This window comes from Embleya scabrispora DSM 41855 (assembly GCF_000372745.1).
GTDB lineage: Bacteria > Actinomycetota > Actinomycetes > Streptomycetales > Streptomycetaceae > Embleya > Embleya scabrispora.
Genome location: NZ_KB889738.1, coordinates 1 through 25,806, shown reverse-complemented (window position 1 = coordinate 25,806; position 25,806 = coordinate 1). Strand labels below are relative to the sequence as shown.

General features: G+C 69.8%; 29 protein-coding genes and 1 tRNA gene. 12 read left to right on the top strand and 18 right to left on the bottom strand.

The genetic code is table 11. The features are described from left to right. From A3IC_RS61090 to A3IC_RS63710, 3 genes are all read left to right on the top strand, one after another. Nucleotides 1-1,192: (Fe-S)-binding protein (locus tag A3IC_RS61090; protein ID WP_020557434.1), on the top strand; the 1,192-nt coding region annotated here is incomplete at its 5' end. A gap of 132 nt (nucleotides 1,193-1,324) precedes the next feature. Then, nucleotides 1,325-2,251 carry a Yip1 family protein gene (locus A3IC_RS61085; RefSeq protein ID WP_158696420.1) on the top strand — a complete coding sequence of 309 codons (927 nt, stop codon included), beginning with the start codon at nucleotides 1,325-1,327 and terminating at the stop codon, nucleotides 2,249-2,251. A 298-nt stretch (nucleotides 2,252-2,549) separates the two neighbouring features. Next, a complete protein-coding gene (locus tag A3IC_RS63710; protein WP_020557432.1) occupies nucleotides 2,550-3,152 on the top strand; it encodes a bifunctional DNA primase/polymerase in 603 nt (200 codons plus the stop codon). 53 nt (nucleotides 3,153-3,205) lie between these two features. Here A3IC_RS63710 and A3IC_RS0149275 read toward each other — a convergent pair whose 3' ends face one another. Both A3IC_RS0149275 and dcd read right to left on the bottom strand, forming a co-directional pair. After that, the gene (locus A3IC_RS0149275; protein ID WP_020557431.1) at nucleotides 3,206-3,703 is read right to left on the bottom strand and encodes a phosphoribosyltransferase; all 498 of its coding nucleotides are present in this window, start codon (nucleotides 3,701-3,703) and stop codon (nucleotides 3,206-3,208) included. Nucleotides 3,704-3,846: 143 nt separating this feature from the next. Then, entirely contained in the window at nucleotides 3,847-4,428 is a 582-nt protein-coding gene (dcd, locus tag A3IC_RS0149270) for a dCTP deaminase (protein ID WP_020557430.1), read from the bottom strand. A 148-nt stretch (nucleotides 4,429-4,576) separates the two neighbouring features. On the opposite strand from dcd, the gene A3IC_RS0149265 reads away from it, so the two are divergent. Then, nucleotides 4,577-4,647: transfer RNA gene (locus A3IC_RS0149265), tRNA-Gly, on the top strand. A gap of 200 nt (nucleotides 4,648-4,847) precedes the next feature. On the opposite strand, the gene A3IC_RS63705 is transcribed toward A3IC_RS0149265, so the two are convergent. After that, nucleotides 4,848-5,285, bottom strand: coding sequence for a helix-turn-helix domain-containing protein (locus A3IC_RS63705; protein ID WP_086018564.1), 438 nt, complete (start codon nucleotides 5,283-5,285; stop codon nucleotides 4,848-4,850). Nucleotides 5,286-5,885: 600 nt separating this feature from the next. Then, nucleotides 5,886-6,593 (bottom strand): DUF4232 domain-containing protein, encoded by a 708-nt coding sequence (locus tag A3IC_RS0149255; RefSeq protein WP_020557428.1) that lies wholly within the window; start codon nucleotides 6,591-6,593, stop codon nucleotides 5,886-5,888. A gap of 137 nt (nucleotides 6,594-6,730) precedes the next feature. Between A3IC_RS0149255 and A3IC_RS0149250 the strand changes: the two genes are divergently transcribed. The 3 genes from A3IC_RS0149250 to A3IC_RS0149240 all read left to right on the top strand — a co-directional run bounded on the left by A3IC_RS0149250 (nucleotide 6,731) and on the right by A3IC_RS0149240 (nucleotide 10,029). Beyond that, complete coding sequence (locus A3IC_RS0149250; RefSeq protein ID WP_020557427.1) at nucleotides 6,731-8,275, top strand: helix-turn-helix domain-containing protein; 1,545 nt, start codon at nucleotides 6,731-6,733, stop codon at nucleotides 8,273-8,275. 126 nt (nucleotides 8,276-8,401) lie between these two features. After that, a complete protein-coding gene (locus A3IC_RS0149245) occupies nucleotides 8,402-9,388 on the top strand; it encodes a zinc-binding dehydrogenase (RefSeq protein ID WP_026219650.1) in 987 nt (328 codons plus the stop codon). A gap of 92 nt (nucleotides 9,389-9,480) precedes the next feature. After that, entirely contained in the window at nucleotides 9,481-10,029 is a 549-nt protein-coding gene (locus tag A3IC_RS0149240; protein ID WP_040878791.1) for a GNAT family N-acetyltransferase, read from the top strand. 143 nt (nucleotides 10,030-10,172) lie between these two features. On the opposite strand, the gene A3IC_RS0149235 is transcribed toward A3IC_RS0149240, so the two are convergent. Next, on the bottom strand, nucleotides 10,173-11,183 hold the full coding sequence (locus A3IC_RS0149235; RefSeq protein ID WP_020557424.1) for a nitrilase family protein: 1,011 nt from the start codon (nucleotides 11,181-11,183) through the stop codon (nucleotides 10,173-10,175). A 602-nt stretch (nucleotides 11,184-11,785) separates the two neighbouring features. Here A3IC_RS0149235 and A3IC_RS61070 point away from each other — a divergent pair. Next, nucleotides 11,786-12,742, top strand: a complete 957-nt coding sequence (locus A3IC_RS61070; protein ID WP_020557423.1) for a LysR family transcriptional regulator — start codon at nucleotides 11,786-11,788, stop codon at nucleotides 12,740-12,742. Nucleotides 12,743-12,989: 247 nt separating this feature from the next. Here the strand turns inward: A3IC_RS61070 and A3IC_RS0149225 are convergent, their stop codons facing one another. From A3IC_RS0149225 to A3IC_RS0149205, 5 genes are all read right to left on the bottom strand, one after another. Continuing rightward, complete coding sequence (locus A3IC_RS0149225; protein ID WP_020557422.1) at nucleotides 12,990-13,358, bottom strand: VOC family protein; 369 nt, start codon at nucleotides 13,356-13,358, stop codon at nucleotides 12,990-12,992. 122 nt (nucleotides 13,359-13,480) lie between these two features. Further along, nucleotides 13,481-13,960, bottom strand: coding sequence for an RrF2 family transcriptional regulator (locus A3IC_RS0149220; protein WP_020557421.1), 480 nt, complete (start codon nucleotides 13,958-13,960; stop codon nucleotides 13,481-13,483). A 120-nt stretch (nucleotides 13,961-14,080) separates the two neighbouring features. Then, nucleotides 14,081-14,836 (bottom strand): GntR family transcriptional regulator, encoded by a 756-nt coding sequence (locus A3IC_RS0149215; RefSeq protein WP_158696419.1) that lies wholly within the window; start codon nucleotides 14,834-14,836, stop codon nucleotides 14,081-14,083. A 502-nt stretch (nucleotides 14,837-15,338) separates the two neighbouring features. Then, on the bottom strand, nucleotides 15,339-16,688 hold the full coding sequence (locus A3IC_RS0149210; protein ID WP_020557419.1) for a hypothetical protein: 1,350 nt from the start codon (nucleotides 16,686-16,688) through the stop codon (nucleotides 15,339-15,341). 204 nt (nucleotides 16,689-16,892) lie between these two features. Further along, on the bottom strand, nucleotides 16,893-17,408 hold the full coding sequence (locus tag A3IC_RS0149205; protein ID WP_020557418.1) for a SigE family RNA polymerase sigma factor: 516 nt from the start codon (nucleotides 17,406-17,408) through the stop codon (nucleotides 16,893-16,895). A 161-nt stretch (nucleotides 17,409-17,569) separates the two neighbouring features. Between A3IC_RS0149205 and cspE the strand changes: the two genes are divergently transcribed. Further along, nucleotides 17,570-17,779, top strand: coding sequence for a transcription antiterminator/RNA stability regulator CspE (cspE, locus tag A3IC_RS0149200; protein ID WP_020557417.1), 210 nt, complete (start codon nucleotides 17,570-17,572; stop codon nucleotides 17,777-17,779). Between the two features lie 180 nt (nucleotides 17,780-17,959). Here the strand turns inward: cspE and A3IC_RS0149195 are convergent, their stop codons facing one another. Then, nucleotides 17,960-18,250, bottom strand: coding sequence for an MTH1187 family thiamine-binding protein (locus A3IC_RS0149195; protein ID WP_020557416.1), 291 nt, complete (start codon nucleotides 18,248-18,250; stop codon nucleotides 17,960-17,962). 54 nt (nucleotides 18,251-18,304) lie between these two features. Further along, nucleotides 18,305-19,231, bottom strand: a complete 927-nt coding sequence (locus A3IC_RS0149190; RefSeq protein WP_020557415.1) for an alpha/beta hydrolase — start codon at nucleotides 19,229-19,231, stop codon at nucleotides 18,305-18,307. Nucleotides 19,232-19,400: 169 nt separating this feature from the next. Between A3IC_RS0149190 and A3IC_RS0149185 the strand changes: the two genes are divergently transcribed. Continuing rightward, nucleotides 19,401-19,751, top strand: coding sequence for a hypothetical protein (locus A3IC_RS0149185; RefSeq protein WP_020557414.1), 351 nt, complete (start codon nucleotides 19,401-19,403; stop codon nucleotides 19,749-19,751). Nucleotides 19,752-19,788: 37 nt separating this feature from the next. Here the strand turns inward: A3IC_RS0149185 and A3IC_RS0149180 are convergent, their stop codons facing one another. Continuing rightward, nucleotides 19,789-20,313 carry a PadR family transcriptional regulator gene (locus A3IC_RS0149180; RefSeq protein ID WP_020557413.1) on the bottom strand — a complete coding sequence of 175 codons (525 nt, stop codon included), beginning with the start codon at nucleotides 20,311-20,313 and terminating at the stop codon, nucleotides 19,789-19,791. 92 nt (nucleotides 20,314-20,405) lie between these two features. Here A3IC_RS0149180 and A3IC_RS0149175 point away from each other — a divergent pair, with 92 nt between their 5' ends. Both A3IC_RS0149175 and A3IC_RS0149170 read left to right on the top strand, forming a co-directional pair. Then, the gene (locus A3IC_RS0149175) at nucleotides 20,406-20,948 is read left to right on the top strand and encodes a hypothetical protein (protein WP_020557412.1); all 543 of its coding nucleotides are present in this window, start codon (nucleotides 20,406-20,408) and stop codon (nucleotides 20,946-20,948) included. Between the two features lie 76 nt (nucleotides 20,949-21,024). Further along, on the top strand, nucleotides 21,025-22,311 hold the full coding sequence (locus A3IC_RS0149170) for a carotenoid oxygenase family protein (protein WP_020557411.1): 1,287 nt from the start codon (nucleotides 21,025-21,027) through the stop codon (nucleotides 22,309-22,311). 42 nt (nucleotides 22,312-22,353) lie between these two features. Here A3IC_RS0149170 and A3IC_RS61065 read toward each other — a convergent pair whose 3' ends face one another. The 5 genes from A3IC_RS61065 to A3IC_RS72190 all read right to left on the bottom strand — a co-directional run bounded on the left by A3IC_RS61065 (nucleotide 22,354) and on the right by A3IC_RS72190 (nucleotide 25,603). After that, nucleotides 22,354-23,133: an endonuclease/exonuclease/phosphatase family protein gene (locus A3IC_RS61065; protein ID WP_020557410.1), complete on the bottom strand. Its 780-nt coding sequence runs from the start codon at nucleotides 23,131-23,133 to the stop codon at nucleotides 22,354-22,356. 116 nt (nucleotides 23,134-23,249) lie between these two features. Next, the gene (locus tag A3IC_RS0149160) at nucleotides 23,250-23,543 is read right to left on the bottom strand and encodes a hypothetical protein (protein ID WP_020557409.1); all 294 of its coding nucleotides are present in this window, start codon (nucleotides 23,541-23,543) and stop codon (nucleotides 23,250-23,252) included. A 102-nt stretch (nucleotides 23,544-23,645) separates the two neighbouring features. Next, nucleotides 23,646-24,611 (bottom strand): hypothetical protein, encoded by a 966-nt coding sequence (locus A3IC_RS0149155; protein WP_026219647.1) that lies wholly within the window; start codon nucleotides 24,609-24,611, stop codon nucleotides 23,646-23,648. Nucleotides 24,612-24,614: 3 nt separating this feature from the next. Next, nucleotides 24,615-24,887, bottom strand: a complete 273-nt coding sequence (locus A3IC_RS0149150) for a hypothetical protein (RefSeq protein ID WP_020557408.1) — start codon at nucleotides 24,885-24,887, stop codon at nucleotides 24,615-24,617. 500 nt (nucleotides 24,888-25,387) lie between these two features. Then, nucleotides 25,388-25,603, bottom strand: a complete 216-nt coding sequence (locus A3IC_RS72190) for a pirin-like C-terminal cupin domain-containing protein (protein WP_020557407.1) — start codon at nucleotides 25,601-25,603, stop codon at nucleotides 25,388-25,390. Between the last annotated feature and the right edge of the window lie 203 nt (nucleotides 25,604-25,806).

Below are 25,806 nucleotides of genomic sequence, written 5' to 3'. Positions count from 1 at the left end.
CGAGGAGGGCAACGAGAGGGCCACTCCCGAGCAGTTGGCGAGGGTCCCGGCGTCGGCTCTGGCGGAGGCCGGGCGGCCGCTGGTGGGCACGGCGGCGGAGAACGGGGTGATCGANCCGGACGTGTTGTGGTCGTGCACCACGTGCGGGGCGTGTGTGGAGCAGTGCCCGGTGGACATCGAGCANGTGGACCACATCGTGGACATGCGCCGGTATCAGGTGTTGATCGAGAGCGCGTTCCCCTCCGAGGCGGCGACGATGCTCAAGGGGTTGGAGAACAAGGGCAACCCGTGGGGTGTGGCGACCAAGGCCCGCCTGGACTGGGTCAGGGAGTTGAGGAAGGCGACCGGCATCGAGGTGCCGATCGTGGGGCAGGACGTCGAGCCCGCCGAGTTGGAGTACCTGTTCTGGGTGGGGTGCGCGGGGGCGTTGGCGGACGGGCCGAAGAAGACCACGAAGGCGTTCGCCGAGCTGTTGCACATCGCGGGTGTCAGGTACGGGATCCTGGGCAAGGAGGAGTCCTGCACGGGTGACTCGGCGCGCCGGTTGGGTTCCGAGGTGGTGTTCCAGATGCTCGCGGCGCAGAACGTGGCGACGTTGAACGGGGCGTTGGAGGACGCGCCGCGCAAGCGGATCGTGACCACGTGTCCGCACTGCTTCAACACGCTGGCGAACGAGTATCCGCAGTTGGAGGGGCACTTCGAGGTGGTCCACCACACGCAGTTGTTGCAGCACCTGTTGGACGAGGGGCGGTTGACGCCGGTGGAGCCGGTGGACGGCCTGGTCACCTACCACGACCCGTGTTATCTGGGCCGGCACAACAAGGTGTACACGCCGCCGCGGGAGATCATCGCGCGGGTTCCGGGTCTGCGGAACGAGGAGATGCACCGGCACAAGGAGCGGGGTTTCTGCTGTGGCGCGGGTGGTGCGCGGATGTGGATGGAGGAACGCATCGGCAAGCGCATCAACAACGAGCGCATGGACGAGGCGCTGGCGTTGAAGCCGGACATCGTCTCCACCGCGTGCCCGTTCTGCCTGGTGATGTTCACCGACTCGATCAACGCCAAGAAGCAGGCCGGCGAGGCCGCGGAGGAACTGCGCGTCGTCGACGTGGCACAACTCCTGCTGCAGTCCGTACAACTCCCCGAACCACCGGCGGCCGAGGAGCCCCTGGAGGACGCGGACGCCAAGTAGGGCTCGTGTGACGGATGACGCGATCGCCGTCGACCCTCCCGTGGGAGGGTCGACGGCGATCACTTTTTTGTGCCCGAATTACGACCGTCCCGGGACGACGCGGGGGGTCGAACTGCCGGTACCGTCATTGATGTGACTGGCAATGGACCCTACGACCCGTACCGGCAACAGCCCCCGCCTGCCGGCCAGGGTTACCCACCTCAGCACGGCGGGGCTCACGGCGATCAGTACGGTGGCCAACAGGGCCAGTACGGTGGCCAACAGGGGTATGGGCAGCAGGGATACGGGCAGCAGGGATACGGGCAGCAGATTCCACCGCCGCCTCCGCCTTCGTCGCCGCAGGGTGGACAGGGCGGTTCGGGCGACCCGAACTATGGGCCGCTGTCGTTGCCGGACGAGACGAGCCTGTACATCTACGGGGCGCCGCCGGAGGAGTACACGACGGTGACGCCCGCGGTGCCGCCTCGCCAACAGCAGCCGTACCAGCAGCCGCAGCAGTTCAGCGGTCCGCCGCCGCGGCATCTGCACTGGAAAGAGGTGCTGAGCGGGTTCGTACTGCGCCCGTTGCGCACCATGGACGCGGTTCGCGACCAGGCGGTGTGGTGGCCGGCGCTGATCATGTCCGCGCTCGGCGGCGCGCTCGCGGTGTTCGCGAACGACGCGTCCCGCAAGGAACTCGTCGACTCGACGATGAGTACGAGCGTGCCCGCGCTCGGCATCGTGATCGTCATGGTGCCGGCGTTCTGCGCACTGCTCGGGCTGGTGTCGCATGCGCTCGCGACCCAGTTCGGCGGCAACGGGTCGCCCACGCCGTTCATCACGCTGTCGATGATCCTGGTCTGGATCGCGGACGCGCCGCGGCTGGTGGTCGCGCTGTTCGCACCTGACGACAATCCGATCGTGGCCGGTATCGGCATCGCGTCGTTCGCGCTGACCGCGTGGCTGCTGACGATGTTGATGACGCGGGTGCACGAGTTGCCGTGGCCTCGGGCGCTGGGGTGTGTCGCGGTCGAGTTGATCGCGTTGCTGCTGGTGTTGAAGCTGCCGTTGACGTCGTGAGGTCGGGGCGTCGTGACGGCGGGGCGTGGTGGCTTGTGAGGTTGTGGCCTCGTGGGTTGTCGGTGGCAGCGGCGTGAGGGCGGCGGCGGGCGCGGCTGTGGTGGGCGCCGCTGCGGTCTGACGGCGGGTCAGGCCGTGGGCGAAGCGTGCCGGCAGTGGACCGGGTGGACCACAAGTGGCACGGCCGGGCCGCGTTGCGGATCTGGTCGGCATCCGCTTCGGGCGGTGTACTCGTGGGAGTACACCTTTCCGCGCACGACATCTCGTCGCCATCGCGGTTGTGAGGAACGGAACGGACATGCTTGTGCGGCAACGCACCCGGGCTGCGCTCCAGGCCGCCGCTCTCTTCTACGTCGTGGATCGCGGGTGGCCCGTCCTGCCCGGTGCCTACGTCGAAGACGGCCGATGTTCGTGCGGCGACACCGATTGCCCCGACCCGGGCGCCCACCCGGCCGCGGAACCCGGGCTGACCCGGGCCACCCGATCGACCGACGACGTCTGGGAATGGTGGAGCGGGAAGCCGTACACGGTCCTGCTCGCGAGCGGGCTGGAGTTCGACGTCCTGGACGCCCCGGCGAAGGTCGGCTACGCGGCGATCCGCCAACTCGAGGTGACCGGCCTGCCGCTGGGGCCGGTCCTGCACCTACCGGGCGAGCGGCTGCTGTTCCTGGTCGACCCGGGCGCGCGCAACCTGTACTGGTACACGGTCGACCACAACGACACGGCCCGGTTCGACGTCCGCCACCACGCGGTGGGCCACTTCGTACCGGCCCCGCCCTCGTCCACCGCATGCGGCGAACGCACCCGCTGGGCGGTCCCGCCGGATCCGATCGAGCGGGGGCTGCCGGGGGCGGTGGACGTACTGGGCGCGTTGATGCGGTTCAGCACGCAGGGCCGGTAGCGTGCGTCGGGCAGTGACGGACGCCGGGGCCTGTGCTTCGGCTTCGGCTTGGCTCAGGCGTCGAGGATCTGGCCCTGACGGGTGACCACCGGCGGCTCCACGGACCACGGGAAGTTGATCCAGTCGTCGGTGTGCTTCCACACGTACTCGCACTTGACCAGCGACTGCGGCTTCTCGTAGACGACGGCACAGCGCACCTCGGCGACATTGCCCTCGCAGAAGTCCCGAACCAGCAGGAGCGTCTTGCCGGTGTCCGCGACGTCGTCCGCGATCAAGACCTTCTTGTTCGAGAAGTCCACCACATCCGGCACCGGAGCGAGCATGACCGGCATGTCCAACGTGGTCCCGATCCCGGTGTAGAACTCGACGTTGACCAGGTGCAGGTTCTTCACGTCCAGCGCGTACGCGAGCGCGCCGGCCGCGAACACGCCGCCGCGGGCGATGGACAGGATGATGTCGGGCTCGTACCCGTCCTCCGCGACCTGCATCGCCAGCTCACGCGTGGCCTGGCCGAAGAGCGGCCAAGTGAGGTTTTCGCGCACGTCACTCATGTCCGGGTATGCCTATCTTCGCTTCGGCGAGGGTCGATCGCGGGTGGTGGTCGATCGCGGTGGCGGTCGGTCGGTCGCGGGTGTTGCTCGCGGTCGCGGCACGCGGCGTCGGCGGGGTCGCCGCCTCGCCGCCTTGCCACGACCTAGTCGCGGACGTTCGTCCGGTGGAAGTCCTTGAACGAGCGGGAGGGGGTGGGCCCGCGCTGTCCCTGGTACCGCGACCCGTACACCGAGGACCCGTACGGGAACTCGGCCGGCGACGACAGCCGGAACATGCACAACTGGCCGATCTTCATCCCCGGCCACAGCTTGATCGGCAGCGTCGCGACGTTGGACAACTCCAGCGTCACGTGCCCCGAGAAGCCCGGATCGATGAACCCGGCGGTGGAGTGCGTCAGCAGCCCGAGCCGCCCGAGCGAACTCTTCCCCTCCAACCGGGAGGCCACATCATCCGGCAACGACACGACCTCATAGGTCGAGCCGAGCGCGAACTCACCGGGATGCAGGATGAACGGCTCGCCCTCGGGCGGCTCGATCATGCGCGTGAGATCCGGCTGCTCGACGGCGGGGTCGATGTGCGGGTACTTGTGGTTCTCGAAGACCCGAAAGAACCGATCGAGTCGAACGTCCACACTCGACGGCTGAACCATGGCCGGCTCGTAGGGATCGATCCGAACCCGACCGCAGTCGATCTCCGCGCGAATGTCCTTGTCCGATAGAAGCACCTGGAAAGGGTAAGCGCAGGCCCCCGGATCCACCCAAACGCTCCGAGCCACCCGACCGCCCCACCGACCCCCACCACGAATCGTTGCTGCAACCACGCGCGGCCATCCGGTAGAGTGACCGTGCAGGGTTCCCCTTGGGGCGCCTGATGCGGGCGTAGTTTAATGGTAGAACATGAGCTTCCCAAGCTTAGAACGCGAGTTCGATTCTCGTCGCCCGCTCGCACACGAAGGCCCAGGGCACGGAGGAATCCGTGGACTGGGCCTTCGCCGTTTCCGGCCTCGCCGCACCTCGCATGCGGGATCCGTGCCGGATGCGCGTCGAAGTCGGCCCTGAACTTCTTGACCCGCTTCGCGATGACGTCGGCAAACGGCTTGGCAGTGCGACTGCCACCTCGTGACGCAACGTCCGGCACTACCCGTTACGCATCTACCCTGAGCCAATGCACCGTATTTCCGGCAGTGGTGGCGCTGCGAGACTTGTGGGGGAGCCCGGCCGGCAGGGATTGGCCTCCGCGCGTCGTTGAAGTCGCGGGGACGCGACAAGCCGACCGAGTCGTCGACCGCGTTGCCCGTCGGGCGGCCGGCTTGAAGGTCACCACCGGGTTGTCACTGAGCAATGCCACCGTGAAGTGCCCTCCCAGGGCCCGTCCCAGGCGGAGCAGTGTCGGTGTGGTCACCGGTCGGCCGCCGTCCTCAAGGCGGCGGATGACCCGCTCGTTCATCCGCGCGCGGCGGGCGAGTTCCGCCTTCGTCCAGCCGAGTGCGATGCGGCGGTCGTAAACAGCTTGGGCCATCGCGTCACCGAGCGCGGCCTCCGCATAGGCCTGGTCGAACTCCTCGACCTCGCCCGTGGTCATCGCATCCGCGTGGGACGTCTCAGGGACGGGCTCGGCGGCGGCCTTCGCAGCCCTGCGACGCATTCCTCGCGCATTCACCGTCCTGCCTCCGTCATTCGTCTCGTCCGTCGCCGTCAATCTTCTCGGTTTACCAAGGTCCCACGGCCCGGGCGCGGGAAGGCGCCGCGCAGGGAGAGGAGTACATCGGCCTCGTCTCGTCGTAGAGCACTAGGTCCGCGCTTGGACGGCTGCCGTGCCATGCGTGCCAGAACGGGTGGGGGCTCGCGGTCAGCAGAGGGTGTACTCACGGGCTGTCGAGCCGGTAGCACCGGCGAGGATGCAGGCTGGTCCGGGCGCGTTCGCAAGCATCGCTGGAACGGCGCTTCCCAAGCCTGGAAAGCGAGTTCGATTCTCGTCGCCCGCTCGTTTGATGAAGGTCCAGGTCGCGGATGGTTTTCCGTGGGCTGGGCCTTTGTCGTTTTGGGGCCTACTGCGCCTTGCGGGCCGGATGCGGGTCGGCGGTTGGACTTCTTGTTCGGTTTCGGAATTGCGGCCGCGATGATTCGGGTTGTGGGCCGGCTCATGTGGCCGATGGGCGCGAAGGGCTGCGCTGTGGTTCGTCTACCAGGTCACGGCGTTGTCCATTGACTGCTGCCAGTACGTGACCTTGAGCGAGTCGTCGATGTAGGCGCCCTTCGCGGGCAGTGCGGGGTGGGCGCCCGCGCCGACGCTCTCGTTGCCGGACGGGCCCTGGAAGTAGACGGCGACGGACTTCTCGGTGTGGCCGCTGCCACCGCTGCCGTCGGCGGCGGACAGGTTGACGGAGGCGTAGCCGGATTCGCCCGGCTTGAGCGTGACGACGGCCTGCGGACGCGAGTCCTGGATGACGGGCGGCACGGCCTGGGCCTCGCCGAAGCGCACGCCCGGGTAGCCGTAGAGGAAGCAGGTCTTGCCACCGGTGTTGGTGACGGTGAGAAGCATGTGGTTCACGGGGCGGTTCAGCGGGGCCGCGACGGTCTTGGTGTTGGAGCCCTCGCAGGTGACCGGGTTGCCGGAGTCGGGCCGGTCGGCCGGGCCGTGCGTGGTGGCAGGGCCGGGCTTGGCGTTCGAGGAAGAGGGCCGGGAGGAGGGGGAATCGGCGGATGCGGCCGTGGACGGCGAGGTGGCCGGCGCCGCGGTGGAAGGGGAGTTCGGCGGCGCGGTTGCGCCGGACGCCGATGCCTTGCCGTCGGAGCCCGTGTCGTCGCCACACGCGGTCAGCAGGAGTGCGGCGAGCGCCAGCGTCGCGGCGCCGACGAGACGGGGGCGGAAGGTACGAAGGCTGGACATGGGGTGGAGCCCCTTACGGTGTCGGGAGGTTGAGCTGTTTGAATGATCGTCAGCTTGTGCGGCGGACCGTCCCAACCGCCATACACAGCGGGCAGTTGGGGACGCCGGAACGGCAAAACCTGCTCTGAGCAGGGGAAATGCAGCGCTCCTGGAACGCGGAATGGGACACGGGGATGGAGGAACGGGTGCCGGAGGCAACAGGAGCCGAGGAAGCGGATGCGTTCGCGCGACTGCTGCGGGAGCTCAAGGACCGCTCCGGACTGAGCTACGGCGCCCTGGCCAAGCGGCTGCACACGGGTACGTCGACACTGCATCGCTACTGCAACGGCGTCGCGGTGCCGAACGAATACGCACCGGTGGAGCGCCTCGCACGGGTGTGCCGGGCAACGCCGCAGGAGCTGGTGGAGCTGCACCGGTGCTGGATTCTGGCGGACGCGGCACGAGCGCGCCGGGCGGATCCGGCTCCGGCCACGGCCGCGGCCACAGCCCCCGCCACGGCTGCGGATCCCGTCCCGGCTCCGCCCCCGACGACGGGTTCGGTTCAGGGGCCCGGTCCGGCCGAGCCCGCTGATGCTGCCGGCTCGCCGGAGAGGGTGGATGACGACTCGGTGGAGGATGCGGCCGAGCGGGCGCGCACGACGTCCGGGACGGAGTCGGGCCCAGTGCCGGGCTTCGCCGAGACCCCTGTCCCGGCTCCCGAGGTGGGCTCGGCTCACCCGACGGCGTCGCGCGGAACAGGTGGCGACGGTGGGTCGGCTCTCGTCGACGTGCCGCGCAAGCCCGCGGCACGGCGTCGCCGTACCGTGATGGCGATCGCCTTCGTCGCAGTGGCGGCCGTGCTGGGAGTCGTGATGGCCGTCGTGCGTCCGCTGTCCGGCGACGGAGGCACCGCCGCCGAACAACGAAAGGCCGCCGGTCCCGGTGCCGCGATCACCGGCACCGCCGAGGCCCGGAATCAGCCCCTCGCGCCGGCCTCCCCCGATGCGGAGGCCCCGGCCGGCACGACCAAGGCCGACAAGGTCGGCCCCGGCGCCTCGAAGAGCGGCGGCACGCCGGGCGCTCAGGAGTCCACCGGGGACGGCGGCAACGGCACCGCCCCACTCAACGTGGGCATTCGCCCCTACGTCTACACCAGCCCGTGCAGCCAGCACTTCCTCGTCGACAGCGCCCCCGAACAGGTCGGGCCACCCGCGAACGAGCGGGACGCCACGCGCTGGGCAGGCGCGTACGGCGCGGTCTCCTCGAATGAGCAAAAGGTCGCCCTCACCATCCAGGGCCGCGACCGGGACACCGTGGTGCTGGAGGCGCTGCACGTACGCATCGTCGGCAAGGGCGCGCCTCTCGCCTGGAACGATTACTCGATGGGCGTCGGCTGCGGCGGCGACGTCGACACCGAATCGTTCGACATCGACCTCGACAAGGGCAGCCCTACCGTCACCGTAAAGAACGGGCAGCGCGACTTCCCGTACAAGGTCAGCGCGTCCGACCCGGAGGTCTTCTACGTCGTCGTGCGCACCAAGGCACACGACGTGCGCTGGGATCTCACCCTGGACTGGTCGAGCGGCGGACGCCGCGGCACGGTGCACATCGACAACAAGGGCACGCCCTTTCGCACCAGCGCCGACGTGGGCCGCCCCGGGTACGACTACCCGCTGGGCGGCGGCGAATGGATCGAGCGGTAGGGACGACGAATTCCGGGGATGTACCGGAGTCGGATGTACCGGAGTCGGTGTGCCGGATGGGTGTGCCAGGTGGGTGTTGCGGTGCTTTGGTGCGGCCAGGGGATGGAGGACTTGGTGGGCGGGACCATGCGGGCTGTTGTGTTGAGTGGGCCTGGGGCTGTGGGGAATTTGGTGGTGCGGGAATTGCCGGTTCCCGAGGTGCGGCCTGGGTGGGTTCGGGTCGCGGTGAAGGCGTTCGGACTCAATCGGTCGGAGTTGCATACGCGGCTCGGATTGGCTGAGGGGGTCACGTTTCCGCGGGTGCCGGGGATTGAGGCTGTGGGGGTTGTGGATGGGCTTGATCCGGCCGATGGGGGGTGTGGGCTCGCGGTCGGGCAGCAAGTGGTGACGATGATGGGGAATATGGGGCGGACCTACGACGGCGGGTACGCGGAGTACACGTTGGTGCCGGTGGGGCAGGTCATTCCGTTTTCGTCGGAGTTGGCTTGGGAGGTGATCGGGGCGGTTCCGGAGACGTTGCAGACCGCTTATGGATCGTTGACCACCGGGTTGGATCTGGCCGCGGGGCAGACCCTGCTGATTCGCGGGGGGACTTCGTCGGTGGGGCTGGCGGCCGCGGCGTTGGGCAAGGGGCTTGGGGCGACCGTGTTGGCGACGACGCGTAAGGCCGCGAATGGTGATGCGTTGAAGGCCCAGGGGGTCGACCACGTGTTGGTCGACGATGGGAGCGTTGCCGAGGCGGTTCGTGCGTTGTACCCCGATGGGGTCGATGCCGCGTTGGAGTTGGTCGGGACGCCGACGTTGCCGGACACGCTGGCTGCCACGCGGGTGCATGGGACGGTGTGTTTTACCGGCATGTTGTCGAATCAGTGGCTCGTGCGGGACTTCTATCCCATCGGGTATCTGCCGAAGGGCGTTCGGCTGACGGCCTATGGGGGCGAGAGTGGTGATCTGCCCGGTGAGGTGTTGCAGCGCTGTCTCGACGAGATCGCTGCGGGGCGGATTTCGCTGGGGCCGACGCACGTCTACCGGCTCGATGACATTCGGCAGGCGCATACGGATATGGAAATGGGCCATACCGTGGGCAAGTTGGTCGTGCTGACCGATCGGTGAGCGAAGGGGTGGGACGACCCGGGACGGGCACGATGTCCGCCGGGACCGTAAAGCGGTGGACAACCTTCCGGTTCTGAGTGAGCATCTCCGCGGTGAACAACGAACCTCTTTCCATCCCCAAACGCGTCCGCTTCGTCGAACTCGGCGAAAAGGCGCTGCGGGCGCTTGCCGACGGTGACCTCGCCGGTGGCAGCGCCGAGGCCGGGGTCGCCCTTGACGAACACTTCGTCTGCGACCGGGCCCGTTGGATCTTCGGCTATCGCGCCGACCAGCTCGCGAAGGACCCGTCTGCCGCGCCCTGGATCACGCGGGCCGCGGTGTCCGAGCCGGACGGGGTCGTCGTCGGCGACGCCGGGTTCCACGGGCCGCCGGACGCGGCCGGCGTGGTGGAGGTCGGCTACACCGTCGTGCCCGGGTACCGCCGCCAGGGCTATGCCCGCGCCATGCTGACGGCGCTGCTCGACAGAGCCGCCGCCGAACCCGGTGTCAGGACCGTGCGGGCCACGATCGGATCCGACAACAACGCCTCCCTGGCCACCATCGCGGGCTTCGGCTTCACGCGCGTCGGCGAGAAGGGGAACGAGCGCGACGGGCTCTCGATCGTCTTCGAGGTCCCGGCGGAAGCGATTCGGGCCAGGTAACTCACGGCCTCGGCGGACACGGCGGACACGGCGATCGTCCGGCCGGACCGTGACATGCGAAGGACGGCGCGGGTAGGTGAGTTGTGAATCCGACCCGGGCCCGCGCCAACTGTTCGCACCGAGTCGTACCGGGCATCGCGGGCTCAGCCGGAGGGCGACTCGCCCTGAGTCGGTGAGGGTTCGAGGGTGGGCGGCTCCGTGGAGAAGCGGGCGGTTTTCGGGTCTCGTTCGTCGCCGAAGTGGTGGGTGAGGATGGAGTACAGGTCGGGGCGGCGACCCTTGAGCCAGCGGCGGCCGGTGGACATCGGGATCAGGGAAAGGTCGATGTCGGCGGTGACCATGGTGTCGTCGGCGGCCCAGGTCTCCGTGAGGATTCGGCCGTAGGGGTCGAGGATCATCGCGTTGCCGGTACGGACTTCGTCGTCGTCGCGGCCCACGCCATTGCTGAAGATCAGCGCCAGGCCGTTGTCGTGGGCGCGGGACGGGAGCCAACGGAGCAGCCAGGCCCGGCCGCTTTCGCCGCGGAAGGCCGCCTCGATCGCGGCGGGGTCGCGGTGGCGGGCTTCCCACAGGGTCATCGGGATCGGGCGCATGGAGTGGGGGCTTCGGGAGGCGGTGCCGCCGGTTTGGTGCGGGGCGACCAGGATCGAGGCGCCGAGCAGGGCGGTGGCGCGTACGTTTTCGACGAGGTTGTTGTCCCAGCAGATGAGGATGCCCACGCGTGGGCCCCACGGGGTGTCGAAGACGGTGTAGCGGTCGCCGCTGGAGATGGCCTCGTGCTCGAAGGCGTGCAATTTGCGGTGGCAGTGCACTCGGCCGTCCGGCAGGCAGACGGCGTACGAGTTGTAGAGGCGGCCGTCTGCTTCGTCGATTTCGAGGAAGCCGAGGCCGGCGGCTACACCCAGCTCGACGGAGAGGCGGCGAACGTGGCCGACGGATGGGCCGGAGAGCGGCTCGGCGAGTTCGCGGAGCCGGTCGGGAGTGTGGCGGCGCAGGTGCCAGTAGCCCAGGAGGCACATCTCGGGGAGTACGACCAGGCGTACGTCATCGGCGGCCGCCTGCCGGACGAAGTGTTCGACGCGGGCGAGGTTGTACGACTTGTCATCCGGACGGGGCTCGAACTGTACCGACGCGCAACGCAACAACTGGTCCATGGATGACTTCCGCTCGTGGGTCTGGACGAATCCGGGTCCGGCGCCGGCTCGGGTCCGGCTCTCGGTCCGGCTGTGGGGCTCGGTCGCGCCAGGTGTGGCCTGGCCTGGTGGGCGGCTCTGGTCTGGTGGGCGGGTGGGTGCGGGCGCTGGTCGGGATCGGATGCGGTGCGTGGCTCCGGTCAGGTGGCGGCTGCGGGTGGGGTCGGGTCGGGCACCGACAAAGGCGGCCCCGCGCTCTTGCAAACGGCTGCGGCACCCCGGCCCATCGGCGGCCCCGCCCCGGACCCGGTCCGGCGTCCACGCTCGCCGGTGGTCGCCGGTGGTCGCTGGCCAAGCCGATGCCTGCGAGGTCAGGTCCGGCACTCGTCGATTCGGTCGGCGCATCGACCGGCACACCCCCGCCGGTAGAGGTCCCGGCACGGATGCATCGGCACGTTCGGCTTCGATGCCGCGAGTCCGGCCCCGGCCGACGAGCCGGCCGGTGGCGTCCCCGCCCGCCCCCTGTCCACATCCATGAGAGTCGACAACCACGGCTCCGGTCCAATGAATGTTTGGGCGGCTTCGATAACTCGGTGGAATGGATCTCGGCCTAGGCTTCTCGCATGGATGTGCGGTTGCTGCGGGCGCTCGTGGTGGTGGCGGACTGCGGTGGGTTCGGGGTGGCGGCAGAGCGGCTGTCGATCACTCAGCCGGCGCTGACCAAGCGGATCCAGGCTCTGGAGGCCGAGGTTGGCGGCGCGTTGTTCGTCCGGGGACGGCGGGGGGCCGAGCCGACCCGGCTGGGGGCGGCCCTGTTGCCGGAGGCGCGGGATCTGGTGCGGCGGGCCGATCTGTTGACCCGACGGGCCGCGCAATTCAAGCGTGGGGAGGCGGGGAGTCTCGCGGTCGGGTTCGGGTTGTCCGGGATCGATCTGGCACCGCAGGCCGTGGCGGCTTTTCGGCGGCGCTTCCCGGGGGTCCGGATCACGTTGGAGGACATGTCGTCCGACGCGCAGGTCGAGGCGGTACGGGCCGGCGACCTCGATGTGGGCTTCGTTCGCTTGCCGGCGCCGGAGGACGTGGGGCGGCTCGTGGTCCTGACCGACACCCTGGCCGTGGCGGCGCCCGGGGATCAGGATCCACCGCCGACGGATCCGGTCGGCGTCGCCGAGTGGTTGCGGGGGCGTCCGGTGGTGCGGCTCACTCGGACCAAGGGTCCCGGGCTGGTACGGCAGATCGAGTCGTTCGAGGAGGAGTTCGGGGCTCGGCCCGTACTCGTGCAAGAGGCGTCCGACCTCCAGACGGTGCTTGCGCTCGTCGCGGCCGGCGTCGGCGCGGCCCTGGTCCCGGCCGGCGCCGCCGGCATCGCGGCGCCCACCGCGACGGTCACCCCGATCGCCGTCGACGACGCGTCCGACACGTTCGACGCGGTCTCCTGGCGTATCGGCGCCATCTGGAACCGGACCCCGACACGAGCCACCCGGGCGCGAGACAACTTCCTCACCGTCGTCCGAGCCCTCGTCGATCAGCGCACCCGCGACCGTGCTGCCGCCACCACCACGGAGGATGGCCGGTGGTAGCGGGCATCCAACGGCCCAGGTGTGGCGGCTGAATCCGCCGACGTACGAAGGCCGGCCGTACGTGGTGCCGATCGCGGGCGACGAGGCGGGGACACCGGGTACGTGGACCGGTCTGCTCCGCGCCGAGCGCGACGCAGCCGACGGCGGGCCCGCCCCCCGGCAGCCGACCCGGCTGGATGCCTTCGGAAGGCCCGAGCCAACGCCTCGACGCCGCAGGGCCCGACAGGTCCCGACCGGGCGCGAGTGGTCAGCGGCCGACCAGGCAGAAGGGGTGTCCGGCCGGGTCGGTGAGTACCCGCCACCTGTCCTGGTCGGGCTGGTGATCCGGCTTGGCCGCACCCAGTTCCAGCAGCCGGGCCTCGGCCTCGTCCAGGTCGTCGACCTCGAAGTCGAGGTGGAACTGCTGGGGAACGCTTTGATCGGGCCAGCTGGGAGCTCGATAGTCGTCGACCCGCTGGAAGCCGATGAAGAGGCCGTCCGCACCGTTGAGACCGGCGAAGTCGGCATCGGATTTCGGATGCGGTTCGAGGCCGGTGGCCTGCTGATAGAACGCCGCCAGAGCCTGCGGATCAGGGCAGTCGAGGGTTATCGCGCACAACTTCATCTGCAGGGGCATGGCACCTCCGGGGCCGATCGACGGAGTTCCGCGATATACACCCTAGAAGCGACGCAGACCCTGGAAGCGACGTACGCCCTGGCAGCAGCCCCCGCCTGCCGCCGCGCCCGGGGCAACGGCGGTTACTTCTTGGCCAGCCGGGCCCGGGTCAGTTCCGGAGTCTCCGGGGAGCGGGATTCGACGGTGGCTCTCAGGTCGGCCAGGGTCTGGGCGGCCAGTTCGTGGCGCCAGGCGAGGTCGGCTCGGGACATGGCCTGGGCGATCGCGCAGGAGGTGCGGTAGTCGGCCGTGGGGTCCGCGTCGGGACCGTTGTGCAGGATCTGTTGGCAGCGGAAGGCGGGGTCGGGGCCTTCGATCGCGACGACCACGTCCATCAGGGTGATGTCCTTGAGAGCGCGGGCGAGCCGGAAGCCGCCGCGTGGGCCGGAGGTCGAGGTGACGATGCCGGCCCGCGCGAGCGCCTGGAGTTGCTTGTTCAGGTATGCGGCGGGCAGGCCGTAGAACGCGGCCAGCTTCGTGGCCGTGACGGCCGTGCCCGATTCGGCCCATGCCAGGTTGAGGCAGCTGTGCAGCGCCCACTCCACGCCTTCGCTCATGTGCATATGCTGGACGCTACCCATCCAGAATCTAGCGAACAACTCCGATCCCCCATCGGGGGGACGGACCGGCAAGGCGAGTCGACGAGTCGTCGGAGCCGCCTTGCCCCGGTCGGGCCACCTGCCCTAAAGGGCCCGTTCGGCGAGTTGTTCGAGGCGTCTTGCTCGGGCGGCTCCGTCGAGGGGAGTCGGGTCGGTGCCGGTGCGGCAGTGTCGGCACAGGTCGCCGGGGGCGAGGGCGGGGCCGGGACGGCCGCAGTCAAAGCATTCCACCAGGCGCGGCCGGCGCGACTGGGTCGGGAGCACGGGGTGTTTCGGAGCCTTGGTGAGGCGGTAGTGCAGCAGGCCGGTCTTGATCGCGCGCCCCGGCGGCGGCAGGTCCTCGGTGAGTTCGCGAAACACCTCGACCTCGGTGTCGCCGTCCGCGAGCCGGGCCAGCAGGAAGGGTACGAGGGTGCGCAACTCCCGATCCTTGAAGGCCAATCGTTCGTCGACGTCGGCGAGCGAGCGCAGCAGCGCGAGGGCGCGTACGGCGGGATCCTCGACGGACGCGGCAGCCGGCGCGGGCACGTCCCCGGCCGCGCGCGGCCCGGACCACTCGGTGAGGCGGCCGAGCAGCCGCCCGGTCGCCGAGTCCCGTAAGCGCTTGGCCACCACGATGCCGGCCTCGGTCAGTTCACGAAGCACGCGGCGGGCGATGTGCGCGCCCACGTCGAGGAGTTCGCGGATGGTTTCGACGGTGAGCGGAGTGCCCGCAGGCATCACGTGGTAGCGGAGGGCCGCTTCCAACGCGCGCCCCGAAAGGGCGCCGTATTGGGCCAACACGGCGACGACGGGGTCCTGGACAGGGGTGGGGGCATCGATACCCTGGGATACAGCCATGGCGAGGGGGTTGTAGCCTCTCGTTCGGTGGTCAGGCCCTCGTACCGGTGTTCTAGCACCGGCGGGGGCCGACTTACGTTTCGGACACGGAACAGCACACAGTGCAACGACGCCCGCCGTCAATCACCCTCGCGAGTGACGCTGCCCCACCGTTGTCCCGTCGCCGCTCATCGCCGCCGCACCGCGGTGCCACACCGCCGCCACCACCCGGAGCCGGCCGCCGCCTCGGAGAGGCGGCCGGCCCAGTGGGTCCTAGAGAGCGCCTCGTCCGCACGACGGAAAACCGCACCCACGGCCTGACCTCGACAAACGGCCGGCCTCTCGGACAGCCCCTCCGTACAACGGATTTCGTGCGCATCGGTGAACCCACCCGACGGGAGGCCGGAAGCCTCGGGAAGGACGCGTTCGTCGACCGTGAGCCGGCCCGCCTTCGACGACAACTCGGCGGGCATCGCGAAACCCCACCTCGGGCAACCGAGATGGAGCTTCGCCGGGTCGAGCCCTACCGCGTCCAGCGCGGGTCGGCGGCCATCGCCTCCAGTTGGTCCAGGGTCAGCACCGGTTCGTCGCGGGACGGCTTGAAGGACCCGACTTCCGCCTCGAACAGGACCCCTTCCACGTCCTCGTCCGCGGTCATGACCGTGTGGCCGCTGGAGGAATTTCCCGCGTCGACCCAGACCGTGCGCCCATCCGGATAGCGCACACCCGCTCCCCACTGGACGAAGCCGGGCGGAGCGTTGCCCACCGGTCGCCGAACGGCGAAGGTGGTGGTCCCATCGGGCAGCGTCTTGGTTCGACAGTCGGGATTTCCGGCGCAGCTCTGCAGCGGCTCGTCGGTGACACGGACGTTCGCGCTGATGCCCGACTTGCCTCGCGCGTCCTTGACGATGAGCGAGGCACCGTACTCCGGCTCCCCCTTGGCAGTGACGTTCAGTCCCGGGGGAAGCACACTCTCCAGGATCGCCAGCACGCGCTTGTCCGGCGTCGGCAGCGCGGTGACGGCCTTCTCCCAGCGTGCGTCCGTCGCGATCCGGGTGAGGTTCTCGATCGACAGTCGCGGATCCTCCCGGATCCCGATGGTGCCCTTGTCCGAACCGATGTGCTGGTCCCGGACTCCTCCGCTGTAGGCGTCCACCGCGATCCGGCCGCCGTCGGGTCGATCCAGGAAGACCCGCCAATGCTTTTGTCGTTCCTCCCCCCACGCGTCGAGGTGGGTCTTGGCGACGGTCAGTTTCGAGCCGTCCGGCCGCCTGGTGGCCCTGCATTCGTCGTACGGCTTGCGTTCGTCGACGGCGCCACAGTCGGCGAGCCGGGCATCCGGGGTGTCCGGCGCCGGGCGTGACAACTTCACCTGTACGCCGGTCGCACCACCCGCGTCGCGGTACACGAGCTTCGCGGTCGGGTTCTTGGCGATCATCTGCGGTTCCCGGGGCGTGAGTTGCGACCCCGTACCGAAGACGTCGCTCACCTTCCCCTTGGCCGGCAACAGGCTCCTGAGCACGGAGGTCATCTGATTCCCCGTCACAGGCCAACCCGTGGGCAGGTCCGCGTCCGGGAGGGTACGGCGGGAGGCCGGTGACCTGTCGGCCGCCAGGCTTCGATCGATGGCGACGCCGCCGCCCACCACGGCGACCGCCATCGCGCACGCGGCGGCGCCGAGCCGAAGGCGCCGAACCCGGCGGAGTTGCCTGCCGCGCGCGAGTCCGCGAGGGATCACGTCGGGGTCGTGCTCCGGGAACGTATCGGCCAGCGTGCTCAACGCGCCGGGTAGGTCTCGCTCGAAGTCGTGGTCCCGGCCGGGGACTTGCCCATCCGGATCCCGGGCGGTCGAGCCCGGGTGGTCGGCGGTCACGATGCGATCACCGGTCCTTTCGGTCGGAGCGCGAGAGCTCCGCGGAGATGCGGAAACATGGGTGAAGGTGGGACATGACCAGGAACATGTGGAAGCGTCGAAGCAGTCGGCCCGGCCGGACCGGTGCAAGCGCGCGACCGGCCCGCGTACCCGCCGATGGGCCCGTACGGCCGGATCCGCGCCCGGGCATCGGCTCGGCCCCGGTCACGTCCGGTCGAGGGCGAGCCCGGCCAGTTGCTCGCCGAGCAACGCCCGCAGCCGGTCCAGGGCCCGATGCGCGCGCACCCGTACCGCCCCCTCGGACAGGTCCAGTACGTCGGCGGTCTGCTCCACCGAGCGGTCCTCCCAATAGCGCAGGACCAGCACCGCCCGATCCTTCGGCGCGAGTGCGGCCAAGCCGTCGAGGAGGGTGAGCCGCAGCTCGGGGTCCCCCATCGGGCGGTCCGGGTGCTCGGGCACCGAGTCGGTGGTGCGCTCGGTGGAACTCTTGCGGCGCTGCTGCTCCAGGTAGGTGCGGACCAGGGTGGTGTGCGCGTAGGCGAACGGCCAATCCATGCGACTGATCCGGCGCCACCTCGGATACAGCTTGCCCAGCGTCTCCTGGAGCAGGTCCTCGGCGCCGTGCCAGTCCCCCGAGGTGAGCAGGCACGCGGTACGGAACAGCCTGCGGCTGTGCGTGGCGGCGAACTCCTGGAAGTGCGCGTCGCTCGCGCCTGCCATGCGATGCCCCCGTTCGTCGACGTCACCAGGGGAATGGGATGGACCCGTCGATCCGTTACAGGCCGCCCGACCGGGTTCCTGGTTTCCGGTACCCGGCGGGTTGGGCAGGCTCGATGCGCGCGTACCCACGCGGTACTTCGGAGTTCGGGAGAGGCGACCAGATGGCCAGGATCAAGGGGAGCGTGAAGTGGTTCAACGATGCCAAGGGATTCGGCTTCATCAGCCCGGAGGACGGCAGTAAGGACGTCTTCGTGCACTTCAGCGCGATCCAGGGCAACGGCTTCAAAACGCTCGCCGAGGGCCAGTCGGTCGAATTCGAGATCCAGGACGGCCAGAAGGGCCCGAGCGCCGCCAACGTGCTCGGCATCTGACCCGAGGGACCGCGGGCACCCGATCGCGGGCCACGAGTTCGGGTCCGCCGACTCGTGGCCACGACGGCGGCGCCCACCGAGGCGGCGCCCACAGTGGCTTCGGCTTCAGGCCACGGCCCCCGGCTTCGGAACCCCAGGCTTCGGCCCGGCTCCGGGCTTCGGCTTCCGCCCCCGCGCGAGCTACGCCAGATACCGCTCGATCGTCTCGACCTTCGCCGTCAATCCGTCCACGACCCCGTCGCGGATGTCCGCCTTGAGCACCAGGCTGACCCGGTTCGAGCGCGCCTTGACCGCCTCGACGGCCTCCTTCACCACGGCCATCACCTCGTCCCATTCACCCTCGATCGAGGTGAACATCGCATCGGTGCGGTTCGGCAACCCACTGGCCCGCACCACCCGGACGGCTTCCGCGACCGCCTCCCCGACGTCTTCACCGACGCCGAGTGGGGACACCGAGAACGCGACGATCACGACAACACCTTCCGCAGCCCGAACACACCGACGCCCCCACCCTAGGACGGCCGGCTACGCGACCTCGAACGCAGCCCGCAGGGCCCGGCGGATGTCGGCTGTGGCGCGGCGCGAGACGTCGGCGGCCGGGATGGCGTTGGAGCCGTGGAAGGTACCCGGGCGGTGGTGCAGTTCGACCCGGACACCGGCGCGAATCAGCCGACAGGCGTACTCGATCGCCTCGTCGCGCAGCGGGTCCAGCTCGTTGGCGGTGATGTACGCCGGGGGCAGGTTCGTCAGGTCCTCGGCACGGGCCGGCGCCGCATACGCGGTGGGCTCGGCGCCGGCCAGGTAGTACTGCCAGCTCAGGGCCGCCTGCCGCCGGTCCCACAGCGGCGCCGTCTCGAACTCGCGCATCGACGGGGTGTCCAGGCGGTCGTCCAGCACGGCCGTGTCGAGCACCTGGTGCGCCAGCGCCGGCCCACCCTCGTCCCGTGCCCGCAGCGCCAGCGCCGCGGCCAGACCGCCGCCCGCGCTGACCCCGCCCACCGCGATCCGTGCCGGGTCGGCGCCGAACGATGACGCGTGCTCGGCCACCCAGCACAGCGCCGCCCAGGCGTCCTCGAAACCGGCCGGGAACGGGTGCTCGGGCGCGAGCCGGTACTCCACACTGACCACGACGCAGCCGACCTCCAGCGCGGTGGCCACGCAGCTGCCGTCCGAGCTGTCGACGTCGCCGAACACGAAGCCGCCGCCGTGGAACCACACCAGCACCCCGAGCGTGCCGTCCGGGCCGGCCGTCGCGGCCGCGTCCTTGGCCACGTAGATCCGCACCGGAACGCTCCCGGCCACGATCCGGTCCTCGACCAGCAGGCCGTCCGGGCGCTGCACCGGCTGGGTGCGAGCCCGCTGCGACGCGCGGAAGGCCGCCGGGTCGGCGATGTCCACGGTCGGCAGATACGGGAGGATCGCGAGCAATTCGGGGTCTATGCGGTGTTCCATGCCGCGGAAACTAGCAGCGCTCGCCGGCAACTTCCATGACGGTCCGTCAGATACGGCGGAAGCGAGGCGGAAGTCACTCTGTCGGCGGCACCCGGCACGCCGCCGGGCGACCACCCCGACCTGGGAAATCCGCTTTCACCCGGACCTCCCCGGGACGCACCATGTGGCCATGAACGCCATCCCCACCACGACGCTCTGGCGGCCGACCGGACCGGCCGAGTTGGAGCTCGTGCGCGAGTCCGGCTGGACCGCGTGGCCGGCCAGGCTGCCCGACCAGCCGATCTTCTATCCGGTATTGAACGAGGACTACGCGATCAAGATCGCGCGCGATTGGAACGTGCCGGCCTCCGGCGTCGGCTATGTGACCCGTTTTCGGATCGAGACCGAGTTCGTGATCCGCTACCCGGTGCGCCGGGCCGGCGGTCGGACAATCCTCGAACTGTGGGTGCCGGCCGAGGAGTTGGCCGAGTTCAACAAGCACATCGTCGGTCCGATCGAGGTCGTGCACGAATTCCGCTGACCCGCCTGCGCGGCCGGCTTCGGCCGGCCGCGCCCGGTCATTGCGCCGGCGGTGCCACCTGCTCGGCCGCCCATTTCGCCCACTCGCGCTGCACCTGCGACAACCGCAGCCCGTATTCCAGCGCGATCCGCCCGTACATCGACAGCGGGCTGTCGTCCCACTCCACGTTCGCCTCCACCTCCCGCAGCCCCGCGTGGGTGCCGGCCGCGGCCGCGGCCTGCGCGGCGAGATAGTCCCGGGCCTCGGCCGGATCCAGCGTGTCCAGGAAGAAGACCCGCAGCAGCATGCCGCTGCGCCGGACCCGTTCGGGCTCGACCTCGACCAGCCAGTGCCGCAGCTCGGTTCGCCCGCTCGTGGTGATCGAGTACTCCTTGCGGCCCCGCGGGCCCTCGGCGGTCACGTCGAGCAGGCCCTCGGCGGAGAGTTTGCCCAGTTCGCCGTAGACCTGGCTCTGGGTGGCCGGCCACACGTTGGCCAGTGACGTTTCGAATGCCTTCAACAGGTCGTAGCCGCTGGCCGACCGGTTGGCGAGGAGTCCCAGGAGGGCGTGACGGAGGCTCATGACCGGGACTTTACCACTCAGGATTGACATGTCGAAATAGGAACGTCCATTATTGACATGTCAGCAGGGCAGGGTCGAGTCAGGGGAACCCCGTGAACTACGTACGCAACTTCGCACCGTGGATCGTCTTCGCCGCCATCCCCTCGACGAACTGGCAGTGGGGCGCCCTCGCCGCCCTGGTCGTCACCGTCGCGATGGCCGCCCAGGACCACCGGGCCGGCCGCGGAGTCGACCTGCTCGCCTACAGCAGCGCGGCCTTCTTCCTGGTGCTGACCCCGATCGCGTTCGCCGCCCCCGACGCCGCCTTCCACCGCTACGTGGGCGCCGCCTCGTTCGCGTGGCTCGCGATCACCGCGTGGGGCTCGCTGGCCGTCCGCAACCCGTTCACCCTGGTGATCGCCCGCCGCACCACCCCGCGCGAGATCTGGGGCCTGCCCGGCTTCCTGCGGGTCAACGTGGTGATCACCACGGTCTGGGCGGCGAGCTTCACGGTCACCGCGCTCGCGCTCTACCTGGTCAAGGCCAACGACCTCGCCTCGACCCTGGCGATCGCCGTGCAGGCCGCCGGGTTCGTGGTCCCGGCGATGTTCACCGCCCGCTACCCGGCGATCGTCCAGGCCCGGCACGCCGGCTGACCTGCGCCCCGAACCGAGCACCCCTCGACTCGAACCGAGCACACCCCACGCCCCGCACCCGCCAGGAGCCCGCATCATGACGCCGTTCCACCTCACCGGCAACCACGCCCCGGTCACCGAGGAGCGCATCGAGACCACGCTGCGGGTCAGCGGCGAACTCCCCGCCGAACTCACCGGTTCCTACCTGCGCAACGGCCCCAACCCGCGGACCCCCAGCGGCCACTGGTTCCTCGGCGACGGCATGGTGCACGGCGTACGTCTGACGGCCGGCCGGGCCGCGTGGTACCGCAACCGCTATGTGCGCACGAACAACTTCGACACCCACGCACCCCTGCGCCGCGTCGACGGCACCCGCGAACTGACCAACGGCGTCGCCAACACCCACGTGGTCCGGCACGCGGGCCGCACCTTCGCACTCGTCGAGAGTTCGTACCCCTACGAACTCACCGCGTCGCTGGACACGATCGGCCCGTACGACTTCGCCGGCCGGCTGCGCACCGCGATGACCGCGCACCCCAAGACCTGCCCGACCACCGGCGAACTGCACTTCTTCGGCTACGGGTCACCGGTCCCCCCGTATGTGACCTACCACCGCGCCGACGCGGCCGGTGAACTCGTGGTCAGCCGCGACCTGGACGTCCCCGGCCACACGATGATGCACGACTTCAACCTCACCGCCGGGCACGTGGTGTTCATGGACCTGCCGGTGGTGTTCGACCTGGATCGCGCCCGGGCGGGCACCATGCCGTACGCGTGGGACGAGGGTTACGGCGCGCGGGTGGGCGTGTTGCGGCGCGACGACCCACACGGCGCGGTGCGTTGGTTCGACGTCGACCCGTGCTACGTCTTCCACACGCTGAACGCGCACGACGAGGGCGCCGACCGGATCGTGCTGTACGTCATGCGCCGGACGCACCTGTACCGCACGGGCGAGCCGGACGGCGCCGCGACGTTGTGGCGGTGGACGATCGACCTGACCGCCGGGACCGTGCGCGAGGAGCAACTCGACGACCGCGCATCGGAGTTCCCGCGCGTGGATGACCGGTTCGCCGGGTTGCCCGCGCGTCACGGCTTCACCGTGACCGAGCATGCGGTGCTGCGCTACGACCTCACCGACGGAACGGCCCTCGCCCACGACTTCGGCGCCGGCCGCACGCCCGGAGAGGCGACGTTCGTGCCCGCCGACGAGCGTCCGGGCGGACCCGGGTGGCTGCTCACCTACGTGTACGACGCGGCGAGTGACACCAGCGACCTGGTCGTACTGGACGCGGACGACCTCGCCGCCGATCCGGTGGCCACCGTGCATCTGCCGTGCCGGGTGCCGTTCGGGTTCCACGGCAACTGGCTGGCCGATCAGGGATGACCCGGGGGCGGGAAAAAACGGCGTGCGCCGACCGATTCCGGCTCAGGACCGCGCCGTTCGCAGGTTCAGCCACGCCTGAACCGGCCAGTGATCGGACGGACAGCGGCCGTCCCTGGTCCAGGTCAGCGTGCGCGCGTCGACGACGTCGAAATCGGCCGTGGCCAGGATCCAGTCGATCCGCTCGCCGTCGACCGGTGGTTCCCAGTTGTTGTAGGTGCGGACCGTGCCGGCCGGGTCCGCGTCCCGCAGCAGCCCGCCCGCGGTCACGGTCGCATACGGCTCGCTGTCGGTGCCGACGTTGAAGTCACCCACCGCGACCGCCGGTTCACCGGCGAATCGGCGCGCCAGCAGAGCCCGCAGCGCGTGCGCGCTCTTGCGCCGGGCATTGGCCGAGACATGGTCCCAATGCGTGTTCACGAAGGCGAACTCGGCGCCGGAGCACAGATCCCGGAAGCGAACCCAGGTCATCATCCGAGGGTGCCGCCAATTGCCCCACGTGCGCGATCCGATCAGGCGTGGGAACGCCGACAACCACACGTGGTCGAAGGCCAGCGGCTCCAGGCGCTCGATGTCGTAGAAGACCGCGGCGAACTCGGACCCGCTGCCCCCCTTGCGCCCGAGGCCGATCCAGTCGTACTCGGCCCGCAATTCGCGTGCCAGTGGCCGGAGCTGGTGCCAGCGCCCCTCCTGCGTGCCGAGCACGTGCGGACGCTCGCGGCGGATCAACTCCACCACGAGCGGAAACCGCTCCCGCCACGAGTTCGGCGCCGGGTTCTCCGGGCCGCGCAGATTGAACGTCATCACGTGCAGCGGATCGCTCATGTCCTGGGGACTACCACCGTGACGACCATCGCACGCCGGACATCACCCGCCCCCACACCTTCGAAGCACGACCGCCGGGCCCGACCGCTGAGCGGCCCGGCCCGTGCGGCCCCGACTCAGCTGAACGTGTCGCTGACCGCGTTGACGCCGGCCGTGACGAAGTGGTCGACCAGCTCGGAGAGCGAGGACGCCACCTGGGTACCGGACAACATCACCCCGGCCACGAAGGCCAGAACCAGGCCACCGATCTTGTAGTTCTTGTGTGTGACCAGGTAAAAGAGAATGAAGATGATCAGGATTGGGACACCGACGGTCACTCCACGACCGGCGCTGCTCGTCTCGTTGGGCAGCGCCAACTGGAGCTCGACGATGGAGTCGGGCGCGGCAGCGGCCACGGCGCTCAGCGACATGTGCATGATTCCCCTCCGGTCCTGCGGTCGTCCGCCGGTCCCTGTTTGCCTTGGCGTACCCGTGATATGACGGTTCGTAAGCTACTCACGGCGCACGCACCGTCACCCGCCACCGATGGGGATGGATGCGCCGGCCATCAGACCGGCGAGCACCCAGGCCCAGCGCATGAGCCGCAACAGCGGCCATTTAGCGCTGACGATCACGACCCAGAAGCCCATCATGAGCCACAGGCAGAAGGCCGCCATGAAGCCTGCCTCCGATGAGCAGCTCACCAGGAGCCCCGCACCGTAGTAGGCGGCGAATCCGGCGGGAACCAGCATGACCAGGTCGGTCCCGCCGAACGGACCCCGGGTGGGCCCGACACTCCCATCGGCACCCCCCGCGAACGGCGGCTGCACCTTGGGTATGCCCGAACTCCCACCCTGTGTACCGGAATCGGCCGATCCACCGGCATCGTCCGCGGCGCCGGCCGCGGGACCTCGGCGGACGAACCTGGCCAGTCCGGCGGCGGCCGAGCCGCGCGCGGACTCGGCCGCGGGGCCGGCTCCGGCGGCGCCCGCTGCGGGTCCGGCCGTCTTGGCCGACTTGCGCCACGGCAGCTTGCGCGCGCGCTCCACGGGCGTGGCGGGGGCGTTGTGGCGTCCCGGGTCGCGGGGTTTCATCACGTGCCGCACCGCGGGTCGCGCCGGAGGGTCCGCCGGGTCGGCGGTGCCGCGTTCGGCCCGCTGCGCCTGGGCCCGTCGGGCCTCGTCGGCACGTCGGGCGTCGGCGGCGCGCCCGGGGCGCGCGTCCGAACCGCCGGCGCGCTCGGTCGTACGCCGGGCCTCGGCCGGGCCGGCCGCGTCCCGCTGGTGCTTCCGACGCTCCCGCAAGTCCCGCCGCCAGGAGGGCTCGTCGTCGTCCCGAGGGGGGTGGGACGCGCGCGATGGCTTGCTCGCGCGATCCTCACGAGGCGCCGGGAAGGCCGGCTCCTCGTCGTCCGGATCGGCGAGTTGGCGTCGACGGACCAGGTCGCCGAGCCGAAGCCCGCGTGCCTCGGGGGGCGGTGGCGGTTCGTACGCGCTCATCGCCTATCCCCCTCCCGACTGACGTGGACACGGCTTGCAGGCACGGCTGTGCCGATATGCCGCCAGTATCCACGGCACCGCGATCGCGAGCGCGAACAACTCACCATCGCGCGCGCGTCCCTTGAGATGCAGGACCACCGCGAACAACGCGGCGGTGCCCAGGATGAGCATCGTGAGCACGTTCGAGTGGATGATTTTCAGCGCGATCCAGTTCGTGGACGAGACCCGGGTCTTGACCGTGCTCTCCATGAACTTCTTGCGCCAGTCGTCGGCCATCACGGCCCCCAGGACCCGGTCGCACCGGACCTGACACGGGTCGACGGAACACCCGCGGGCAACGCATCGATCGAAGCCGGATCGATCGCCCGCGAACCGGTCGGCGAATTGGCGAAATATGAAGCGTGGGGCGGCCGTCGGTCACCGTCGCCGATGCCGTGTGCCACCCGGGAGGGCCAGGACATACGCGGACTCCTCTCGTCCGGTGTCACATCGCGCCCGTCGACCGGGGCCACTTCGACCCGGCGGCGGAGCTCACGGTGGTGAGGTGACGGCTCCACTCCTCTTTCCGCAGGCCGCGCTCATAGCGCGGCAAACCGGTACGTTCCATTTGACCTTGTTCAGTGTGGCCAGTGGGCGGGACAGCGTCAAGGGGCGACCGGTCGGCTCCATTGCGTAGCCCACGCAGTCGCCCCTGTGAGGCATTCCCTTGCACCCTAAGGGCTCTGACGGTGCGTCAGATGCCCCGGCGATGATCTTCGGCCACTGTTGATCGGCCGTCAGATTCGGTCCGCCGGCAACTTTCCCATTCGACCCGCCTTGAAGTCGTCGAACACCTGCGCCGGTTCGGCGTGCGTGTTCATCACGAACGGGCCGTACCAGGCGACTTCGTCGCCGATCGGCTGCCCTCCGAGAACGATCAGCTCAAGGTTCGGCTTGTTCGAATCCTGTCGGGCGTCGGCCTGGAGGTCGATCGTGTCCCCGGCGCCGAACACCGCGAGCCGGCCGGTTTCGATCGGTCGCCGATCGTACCGACGGTCCCGGAACCGGCGAGCACGTACACCAACGCGTTGTAGTCCTTGCGCCACGGCAGCGAAAGTCGCGCACCGGATTGACCGAAGCGTGCAGCAACGTGATCGGGGTGTGTGATACCCGGGCCGTCGAAGCCGCCGACCGAGCCGCCGACCGAGCCGGCAAT